Here is a 9061-nt window from a genome sequence, read left to right as displayed (position 1 = left end):
AGATGTGCATAAGAGACAGTTCCCGCACTGGATCACCCAGTCGGGCGCGTGCAACACGCGCGAGGTCGTCCTCAAGCGCGACGGCACCAACGTCCAGCAGGACTCCGCCTGCGCCGCCGTCAGCGGAAGCTGGTACTCCGAGTACGACGGCGCCACCTGGACGGCCGCCTCCGACCTCGACATCGACCACGTCGTGGCGCTCGCCGAGGCATGGCGCTCCGGGGCGAGCGGCTGGACCACCGCCCAGCGGCAGGCGTTCGCCAACGACCTGAGCCGCCCGCAGCTCATCGCCGTCACCGACAACGTGAACCAGGCCAAGAGCGACCTGGACCCGGCGGAGTGGATGCCGTCGCGCACCGCGTACCGCTGCACGTACGCCCGGATGTGGGTGCACGTGAAGCACCACTGGAACCTGACCGTGGACTCCGCCGAGAAGAGCGCGCTCCAGGGCGTCCTCAACAACTGCTGACCAGGGACCGGACCCGCGTCACACCGCGGGAACCTACCCGTCCGCCTCCGTCGTTCCGTACCCTACGGGGCGACTGAGGAGGACGACTTATGGCCGGGCTTCGGCTGGGACCACTGCTGCGGTACGTCGACCGCGAGGCCGGTGACACCGCGACCGTCTGGATCGAGGCGGACCGGCCCTGCACGGCGGAGGTGCGCTGCGACGACGGCGCGGGCGGTGCGGGCGGGTCGTCCCGTACGTTCCAGATCGCCGGGCACCACTACGCGATGGTCACCGTGACCGGGCTGCGCCCCGGCTCGGAGACGGCGTACGAGGTGCTGCTCGACGGGCGGCGGGTGTGGCCGCCGGAGGACTCCGGCTTCCCGCCGAGCACCATCCGCACCCCCGCCGGACCGGACGAGGAGGTGCGCGTCTCCTTCGGCTCCTGCCGGTGGGCCGCCCCGGCCGAGGGCGAGCACGACCCGGTGGGCCCGGACGCCCTGGACACGCTCGCGGCGGGCCTGGCGGCCGATCCCTCGGCCAGGCGGCCCGACGTACTGCTGCTGCTCGGCGACCAGGTGTACGCCGACGAGACCTCGCAGGCGACGCGCGAGTGGCTGGCCGCGCGGCGCGATCTGCGCGAGCCGCCGGGCGCCGAGGTCGCGGACTACGAGGAGTACACCCGGCTGTACTACGAGTCCTGGCTGGACCCGCACATACGCTGGCTGCTGTCCACCGTCCCCAGTTGCATGATCTTCGACGACCACGACGTGATAGACGACTGGAACACCAGCGCGTCGTGGGTGGCGCAGATGCGGGCCACGCCCTGGTGGCGGGAGCGGATCCTCAGCGGCCTGATGTCGTACTGGGTCTATCAGCACCTGGGCAACCTCACACCGGCCGAGCTGGCGGCGGACGAACTGTTCGCGGCCGTACGGGCGGCCCCCGACGGCACGGACAGCCTGCGCGCGTTCGCGGCGCGGGCCGACAGCGACCCGGCCTGCGTGCGCTGGAGCTACCGGCGCGACTTCGGACGGGTGCGGCTGCTCATGGTCGACACGCGGGCGGCCCGGGTCCTGGCGGAGGACCGGCGGGCGATGCTCGACGACGCCGAGGCGCGGTGGCTGCGCGACCAGGCGCTGGAGGACCCGGGGTCGTACGACCACCTGCTGATCGGCACCTCGCTGCCGTGGCTGCTGCCGCCGCTCATCCACGACGCGGAGGGCTGGAACGCGGCGCTGTGCCGGGGCGAGCGGGGCGGGCCCGACGGGCGCTGGGCGCGCTTCGGCGAGGACCTGCGCCGAAGGTCGGACCTGGAGCACTGGGCGGCGTTCCCCTCGTCCTTCGAGCAGCTCACGGACCTCATCGCGGAGGCGGGTTCGGGACCGTCGGCGCCGGCGACGGTCTGCGTCCTGTCCGGCGACGTGCACCACGCCTACGTCGCCGAACCGGAATGGCACGGCGGTGGCGGCCCGGCGGCGCGGGTGCTCCAGCTGACCTGCTCCCCCGTGCACAACAGCATCCCCGCCTCGATACGGCTCGGCTTCCGCTTCGGGTGGAGCGCCACGGGCCACCGTCTCGGCCGCTTCCTGGCCCGGCACGGCCGGGTCGGCGAGCCGCGCATCGGCTGGCGCAAGACGTCGGGGCCGTGGTTCGGCAACCAGCTGATGTCCCTGTCCCTGCGCGGCCGGTCGGCGGTGCTGCGACTGGACCAGGCGCGGGCGCGAAAGGGCGGGGGCACGGCGCTGACGACCGTACTGGAGCGGGAACTGACGGACGCGGAGACGACCCGGACGGCCCGCCGGTGAGGCGGCCGCGTGGCCGGCCCCCGGCCCTCCCGTGATCCTTCCCACAGCGGCGGGGATCCTGCCCGACAGGGCTACGACTTGTCGCACTCCACCGGCATGATGATGCGGACCCTCCGCTTCCAGCGCCCCCCACCACGCTCGCCCCGGGAGTCACCGCTTTGTCCGCAGTGCACCAAGCCCTAGCCGTCGTGGGCGCCGGACCCCGCGGCACCAGCGTGCTCGAACGGCTCTGCGCCTCGGTGTCCGCGCTGGCCCCGGACACCCGGCTGACCGTGCACGTCGTCGACCCGGCGCCGCCGGGAGCGGGCCAGGTCTGGCGCACCGGGCAGTCCGCCGAACTGCTGATGAACACGGTCGCCTCCCAGGTCACGCTCTTCACCGACCCGAGCGTCGCCTGCGAGGGCCCGATACGCCCGGGGCCGAGCCTGTACGAGTGGGCCGCCTCCCGGAGCGGCGCGACCCCGCCCGGCGAGGCGGCGCTCGGCCCCGACGACTACCCGACCCGCGCCCGCTACGGCCGCTACCTGGAGTGGGTCTTTGGCCGAGTGGTGCGCGGGGCCCCCGAGTCGGTCACCGTGCGGGTGCACGCGGCGCGCGCCGTGCGCCTCCAGGACGCCCCCGGCGGCGCCCAGACCCTCACCCTCGACAACGGCGAGACCCTCACCGGCCTGGGCGCGGTCGTCCTCGCCCAGGGCCATCTGCCGGTGCACGAGGACCCCGCCCAGTCGCGCCTCTCCGCGCACGCCGCCCGCCACGGCCTGCGCCACCTGCCCCCGGCGAACCCGGCCGACCTCGACCTGTCCGCCCTCGCTCCCGGCGAACCGGTCCTGCTGCGCGGCCTGGGCCTCAACTTCTTCGACCACATGGCGCTGCTCACGGCGGGGCGCGGCGGCGCCTTCACCCGCGCCGCCGGCGGCGGCCTCGTCTACCACCCGTCGGGCCGCGAGCCGCGCCTGTACGCGGGATCGCGGCGCGGCGTACCGCACCAGGCGCGCGGCGACAACGCGAAGGGCCCGTACGGCAGGCACGAGCCGCTGCTCCTCACCCCGCGCGTGATCGCGGCCTTCCGCGCCCGCGCGGACGCCGGTGATCCGCCCGACTTCCTGGCGGAGATATGGCCGCTGGTCGCCAAGGAGGTGGAGACGGTCTACTACGGGGTGCTGCTCGGCGCCGCCGCGCGGGGCACCGGTTTCCGCGGGCGTTTCCTCGCCACCGCGCACGGCGGCGCCCAGGAGGCCGCCGTACTGGACGAGTTCGGCGTACCGCACGACGAGCGCTGGTGCTGGGACCTGACCGCCCGGCCGCACACCGGGCACACCTTCCGCGACCCGGCGGACCACCGCGCCTGGCTGCTGCGCCACCTGCGGCGCGACGCGGCCCACGCGGCGCTCGGCAATGTCGCCGGTCCCCGCAAGGCGGCCCTCGACGTACTGCGCGATCTGCGCAACGAGCTGCGGCAGATCGTGGACCACGCCGGCCTGCCGGGCGCGTCGCGCCGCGACCACCTCGACCGCTGGTACACGCCGCTGAACGCCTTCCTCTCGATCGGGCCGCCGCGCCGCAGGATCGAGGAGATGACCGCGCTGATCGAGGCGGGCGTACTCGACGTCATAGGCCCGCGCACCACGGTGGAGACGGCCCGCGGCGCCTTCGTCGCCCGGTCCCCCGACGTCCCCGGCTCCGAGATCGCGGCCACCACCCTCGTCGAGGCCCGGCTGCCGGAGCCCGACCTGCGGCGCACGGCGGACGAACTCCTCGCCCGGCTGCTGAAGACCGGCCAGTGCCGCCCGCACACGGTCGACGGGTACGAGACGGGCGGCCTGGACGTCACCCGCCGCCCGTACCGCCTGATCGACCGTCAGGGGAAGGCCCATCCGCGGCGGTTCGCGTTCGGGGTGCCCACGGAGGGCGTGCACTGGGTGACGGCGGCGGGCGCCCGGCCCGGCGTGGACTCGGTGACGCTGGCGGACGCGGACGCGGTGGCGCGCGCGGCGCTGCGCGCGGCGACGGCCCTGGGTACGACCGCGGTCCTCAGCTCCCCGCCCGCGCACCGGACACCGGGCTGAGCGGCCGGCCCGCACGATGCGCGCGTCGGGGCGGACTCCCGGCCCGTTCGCGGCGGTGACGCGGGCCGCGTTCCCGGCCGTATTCCCGCCCGTATTCCCGTATGTGCGTCGCACGTGACATGTCCAACATCGTCATGCCCCCGGCGATCTCCGCCGCGGTGGCAGGCGTACGCTGTATGGCTGTACAGCCGCCCCTGCCGCTCCCCTGCGACGTCGCGGCGTTGTCACGAACCGGGGAGTCACGTTGTTCGAAAGTGTGGGGGCGCTGACCGGCAGCCCATGGATCTACGCGGTGGTCGCGTTCTGCGTGGTCATGGACGTCTTCCTGCCGGTCCTCCCCAGCGGCGTTCTGGTGATCACGGCCGCGACGGCCGCCGCCGCGGGCACCACCACCGTCGCGACGGCGGGCCAGGTGGCCCACCAGGTGCCCGACATCCTCGCACTGCTGGCGTGCGCGACGACCGCCTCCGTACTGGGTGACTTCGTCGCCTACCGGCTGGCCTGGCGCGGCGGCGAACGCCTCCACCGGGCCATCGCCCGCTCCCGCCGCCTGACGACCGCGCAGGAACGTCTCGGCGCCGCCCTCAGCCGGGGCGGCGGCATCCTCGTCGTCATCGCCCGCTTCGCTCCGGCGGGCCGCTCCGTGGTCTCCCTCGGCGCGGGGGCCGCGCACCGCAAGGTGAAGGAGTTCCTGCCCTGGTCCGCCCTGGCCGGCGTGGCGTGGGCCGGGTACAGCGTGGGCCTCGGCTACCTCGGCGGGCAGTGGCTGGGCGCGTCGTGGCTGGGCGCGGCGGTCTCGCTGCTGGCGCTGTTCGCGGCGGGGTCCCTGGCGGCCCTGTTCGTACGCCGTCCGGCCCCGGCGCCCGCGCCGGCGGAGGCGTCCGCGGCGCTCTAGCCCGCTACCGGGCCGCTTCTCGCGCGGTCCGGGCCCCGCCCGCTCCCCGCACTTCGAGCCCGGCGAGCAGCTTGCGGGTCGCCTCGGCCACTTCGTCGACGGCCTCGTCGAAGACCTCACGGTTGTGGGCGGCGGGCGCCCGGAAGCCGGAGACCTTGCGGACGTACTGCAAGGCGGCCGCGTGGATGTCCTCTGCGGTGGCCTCTTCGGGGAGGACGGGCGGGCGGAGCGTCTTGATGCTGCGGCACATGACTCGACCGTAACTCCGCGAGCCCGTCCTTGGCACGGCCGTGACGGCCGGAAAACCGCGGCCCGTCAGCGCCCGGGCCATCCCCGCCCGGTGCCGCCGCCCCCGCCGAGGAGCGCCTCGGTGATGAGGCGGACGGCGCGCGCGAGGCGGTTGAGCTGCTCCAGCTCGGCGGCGTACATCTTGATGGTGCCTTCGATGACCGTCTCGGAGACGCCGATGGTCGGCAGTTCGGCCCGGCAGGTCCGCAGCGCGACCCGCACCGCGCGGATCTCGTGCTCGACCTGGAGCTGCGCGTGCCGGGCGAGCAGAACGGGGTGGCGGGTGAGCGTCGAGTACCCCGCGTACCGGGCCGGCAGCAGGTCCCTCAGCCAGCGGGCCGCGGTGCGCTCCCAGTCGTGACTGCCGGGGGCCTTGACCTGACACGGCCAGTCCGGGCTGATCGTTGCGAGGGTGGGAGACATCGTCGTCGCTCCGGCGGGTGGGGGCGGGCTCTGATCGCGGGGTGCCGCGGTACGTATGTGGCGGTCCCGGCCCAGGGGTAGACCGGGACCGCCAAGGGGGGCCCTCCGCCGAGGAAAGCGGAGTGCCGTGGAACACCCGAGGGCGGCGTGAGGAGGAGTGCGCCGTCCGTGAATGTCCAGTTGTGTGATGCACGGGGGCCCTGACGGCCATCCGCAGTAAACATATATACCGCCGAGTACGCAAGGGTATGAAAAAATTCATACCCTGCGTGGTGTGAAAGACCGCGCTGCGTAACCACCGGCCGCCTGCCCGGCGCCGGGCGGCTCAGTCCCCGAGGAAGAAGTCGTGCTGCTCCGCGACCTGCTCGTACCCTTCGAGCCGCGACTGCGTACGGACCGGGTCGGCGTCGGCCATCGCCTGGAGCACGGCGGCGGACAGCACCCCCGGAGCCGAGTAGGAGTCGAAGACGAGGCGCGATCCGGTGCCGGCCGTGAGAGCCACGTCGGCCTCGTCGACGAGCGAGCCGAGCGTCAGGTCGGTGATCAGCGCGACGCGCAGCCCCGTACTGCGGGCGGCCTGCATCGCCGCCAGCGTCTCGTTGGCGTGCCGGGGCATCGCGAACGCCACCACCCAGGTGCCGCCCGCCTCCCGGGACTGGAGCAGCGCGTCGTAGGCGACGCTGCCGCCGCGCGTGACCAACCGTACGTCGGGATGGATGCGCCGGGCCGCGTAGGCGAAATACTCCGCCAGGGAGACCGAGATCCGCAGACCCAGCACCGTCAGGGGCACCGAACGGGCCAGCTCCCGGCCGACGTCGAGGACCCGGCCGGGGTCGGCGAGCGTACGCCGCAGGCTCTCCAGGTTCTCGATCTCGGCGTCGACGGCCGCCTGCAGCTCGTTGCGGCGGACCTCCTCCCGCACCTCGGGAGACACGGCGACCGAGCTGAGCGCGATGGGCTGCAGGGCCTCCCGGAGCGCCGGGTACCCGCTGAAGCCGAGCGAGGACGCGAACCGGGTCACCGAGGGCTGGCTGACCCCGACGCGCTCCGCCAGGTCCGTGATCGACAGGAACGCGGCCTCGGTGAGGTGGTCGACGATGTACTGGGCGATGCGCCGCTGCGCGGGGGACAGCCGATGGCCGCCGAAAAGCGCCCGGACCCGGTCCGTGGGAGACGCCTCCGCTTCCGGAGCCCGCAGTCCCGGCGTGATCGCGGACGCCTGCGCGCGTGCCTGCTGCCTTGATGGCACCGGCGTGCCTCCCTCTCGTCCCACTGACGCTCAACATAACCCACCCCCCGAGCGGGCGGCCTCGGCCGATGCGCTTGCCGCACCGGCCCGGCACGCCGCAGAATCACGGGCGGAGGCACCCATGGAACCCGAGGCGCTCGCCGGCCTGCTCACCGACGGCACGCGCGCCGCGACCGCCGCGCGGGCCGCCGTGCTGGAGGGCGGTGCGTACACGGTGTGGGACGGCAGCGTCCCCTGCGAGGATCTCGCCGGTACCTACGCCCGCCGCCTGCGGCACACCCGCCGCACCGGCCGGCGGACGCTGGACCTGGAACGGGCGGTCGAGCGGCTCCGTGGCCACGGAGCCCCGGTCCGCCTCGGCCGGGTCGACGCGGCCGACCGCTCGTGGACGTACCTGCTCTTCCTGGACGAGGACGGCGAGTCCCTCGTCGCGTGCACCGGCGTCAGCCGGTCGCCGCGCTGACCACGCCCGTACCGCTCTCCCTCTCCGCTCACAGGCGTCACCCGCGCCCCCAGCGCGCCTTCGCTTCGCGCTCGGCGTCCTTGCGCCTCTGGACGGTGTAGGAGGACCAGTCGCCGCGGTGCAGATCGCACCGCGACGCGTCGACCATCGCCAGTCGTCGGCACCGGGTGCCCTTCGTGGTCGGCGCACCGCACCTGGACTGCGTACGAGCCATGATTCCCCACCCCTGGTCTCGGCTGTCGTACGGACCGGTCCAGGGTCACGCGCCGTACGCCGCCGCCGGAAGGCGCACCGCTCCACGGGCCGGGGCACGGCTGCCGGAACCGGGTGGCCGGGGGCGCACGGCCCCGGCGGGCGGCTCATGCGGCGAGCGGCACCTGCTCCCCCTCGGCCGGGTTCTTGTAGTGGGCCCAGACCTGGTTCAGCTCGTGCTGGTAGTAGAGCGAGTACAGGCCGGCGACGATCATGAGGATGAGCCCGATCCACGGACTGCAGGTGGGCTGCATACCGGCCGACTTCTGCATCCGCGCGATGCGCTGACCGGTGTTGTAGACGGAGACGAACGGCGGAACGATCACCAGCCAGCCCACCGTGATGGCCAGCAGGGCCCCCGCCGGGCTGACCTCGACCCGCTGGTCGAAGTCGCGGGCCTCACGGTTCACCTTGTAGTACCAGACCAGGTGGTAGATCCCGAGCGTGATGAGCGGCCAGACCAGCCAGACGAGAAAGATGTTCCGGTACTTCCCGGCGCTACCTGCCACGACGCACCTCCCGTGCATCCAGTGCATCCCCTCTCCAGTCCAACACGCCCACCCGCACCACGCGCGCCGCGCACACCGACTCGGTCTTGGGCCGGCGCACGGGCGGGCCGGCGCGCAGGAAGCGGTGCTGATCACCGACGGCAACCGCTGCCCCGGGGCCGCCCCTCGGCCTCGTCGCCCGCGACGGTGGTCAGGGCACCTCCTTCAACGCCGCGTACGCTCGCGCGATCTCGCCCAGGTACTGCGCCGGCCGGAAGCGAACCTCCTCGACGGGCCCGCCGTCGAGGCCCGGATACGTCAGGCCGGACCACACGACCGCCTCACCCCGCAGCCGCACCCGGACGGCCAACCTGCCGGGCCCCGGCTCGGGGTGCTCCTGGGCTGCCAGGTCCACCGTGCGCGGCATGTCCGCCGGGAAGAGGGGGCCGCCCGGGCGGAGCAGTCGCCTCGGATGGAGGCCGGCCATTCTGCTGTCGCTGCGCGCGATCACGTCGAGGCCGTCGACGAAGAGGTACGTGTGCACGGCAGCACACACGGGCGGCCCGGGACACGCGCCGACGAGCAACGTACTCACCGCGTCGCCCCGGGCCCTCCTCCCGCGCGGAGCCCTACGCGGCATGCACCGGACAAGAAGCCATGCCCCGACCCTACCGACAACCC

11 protein-coding genes are annotated in these 9061 nt (G+C 73.9%); 5 read left to right on the top strand and 6 right to left on the bottom strand.

Translation table 11 applies throughout. The features are described 5' to 3' along the window. The 4 genes from E2E34_RS26730 to E2E34_RS26715 form a co-directional block, all read left to right on the top strand. On the top strand, positions 1-469 hold a 469-nt coding region (locus tag E2E34_RS26730), incomplete at its 5' end, for an HNH endonuclease family protein (RefSeq protein WP_138904475.1). Positions 470-558: 89 nt separating this feature from the next. Next, a complete protein-coding gene (locus E2E34_RS26725; RefSeq protein WP_138904474.1) occupies positions 559-2256 on the top strand; it encodes an alkaline phosphatase D family protein in 1698 nt (565 codons plus the stop codon). A 158-nt stretch (positions 2257-2414) separates the two neighbouring features. After that, entirely contained in the window at positions 2415-4322 is a 1908-nt protein-coding gene (locus tag E2E34_RS26720) for an FAD/NAD(P)-binding protein (protein WP_138904473.1), read from the top strand. Positions 4323-4566: 244 nt separating this feature from the next. After that, positions 4567-5217, top strand: coding sequence for a DedA family protein (locus E2E34_RS26715; RefSeq protein ID WP_244316141.1), 651 nt, complete (start codon positions 4567-4569; stop codon positions 5215-5217). A 4-nt stretch (positions 5218-5221) separates the two neighbouring features. Here E2E34_RS26715 and E2E34_RS26710 read toward each other — a convergent pair whose 3' ends face one another. From E2E34_RS26710 to E2E34_RS26700, 3 genes are all read right to left on the bottom strand, one after another. Beyond that, positions 5222-5467 (bottom strand): DUF2277 domain-containing protein, encoded by a 246-nt coding sequence (locus E2E34_RS26710; protein ID WP_138904472.1) that lies wholly within the window; start codon positions 5465-5467, stop codon positions 5222-5224. 65 nt (positions 5468-5532) lie between these two features. Beyond that, positions 5533-5928, bottom strand: a complete 396-nt coding sequence (locus tag E2E34_RS26705) for a hypothetical protein (protein WP_138904471.1) — start codon at positions 5926-5928, stop codon at positions 5533-5535. Positions 5929-6253: 325 nt separating this feature from the next. Then, on the bottom strand, positions 6254-7177 hold the full coding sequence (locus tag E2E34_RS26700) for a MurR/RpiR family transcriptional regulator (RefSeq protein ID WP_167518397.1): 924 nt from the start codon (positions 7175-7177) through the stop codon (positions 6254-6256). A gap of 121 nt (positions 7178-7298) precedes the next feature. Here E2E34_RS26700 and E2E34_RS26695 point away from each other — a divergent pair, with 121 nt between their 5' ends. Beyond that, positions 7299-7640: a hypothetical protein gene (locus E2E34_RS26695; RefSeq protein WP_138904469.1), complete on the top strand. Its 342-nt coding sequence runs from the start codon at positions 7299-7301 to the stop codon at positions 7638-7640. 37 nt (positions 7641-7677) lie between these two features. On the opposite strand, the gene E2E34_RS35660 is transcribed toward E2E34_RS26695, so the two are convergent. The 3 genes from E2E34_RS35660 to E2E34_RS26685 form a co-directional block, all read right to left on the bottom strand. Beyond that, the gene (locus E2E34_RS35660) at positions 7678-7854 is read right to left on the bottom strand and encodes a hypothetical protein (protein WP_167518396.1); all 177 of its coding nucleotides are present in this window, start codon (positions 7852-7854) and stop codon (positions 7678-7680) included. Between the two features lie 145 nt (positions 7855-7999). Continuing rightward, the gene (locus E2E34_RS26690; protein WP_244316139.1) at positions 8000-8401 is read right to left on the bottom strand and encodes a DUF4234 domain-containing protein; all 402 of its coding nucleotides are present in this window, start codon (positions 8399-8401) and stop codon (positions 8000-8002) included. Positions 8402-8591: 190 nt separating this feature from the next. Next, entirely contained in the window at positions 8592-8924 is a 333-nt protein-coding gene (locus tag E2E34_RS26685) for a hypothetical protein (RefSeq protein ID WP_244316137.1), read from the bottom strand. Between the last annotated feature and the right edge of the window lie 137 nt (positions 8925-9061).

Source organism: Streptomyces albidochromogenes (assembly GCF_005981925.1).
GTDB lineage: Bacteria > Actinomycetota > Actinomycetes > Streptomycetales > Streptomycetaceae > Streptomyces > Streptomyces albidochromogenes.
The sequence above is the reverse complement of the archived record's forward strand: the minus strand, read 5'-3'. Positions and strand labels throughout refer to the sequence as shown.

Coding starts and splice junctions, on each gene's coding strand:
- E2E34_RS26725 (WP_138904474.1), top strand. CDS start 559: ATGGCCGGGCTTCGGCTGGGACCACTGCTGCGGTACGTCGACCGCGAG.
- E2E34_RS26710 (WP_138904472.1), bottom strand. CDS start 5,467: ATGTGCCGCAGCATCAAGACGCTCCGCCCGCCCGTCCTCCCCGAAGAG.
- E2E34_RS26705 (WP_138904471.1), bottom strand. CDS start 5,928: ATGTCTCCCACCCTCGCAACGATCAGCCCGGACTGGCCGTGTCAGGTC.
- E2E34_RS26695 (WP_138904469.1), top strand. CDS start 7,299: ATGGAACCCGAGGCGCTCGCCGGCCTGCTCACCGACGGCACGCGCGCC.
- E2E34_RS35660 (WP_167518396.1), bottom strand. CDS start 7,854: ATGGCTCGTACGCAGTCCAGGTGCGGTGCGCCGACCACGAAGGGCACC.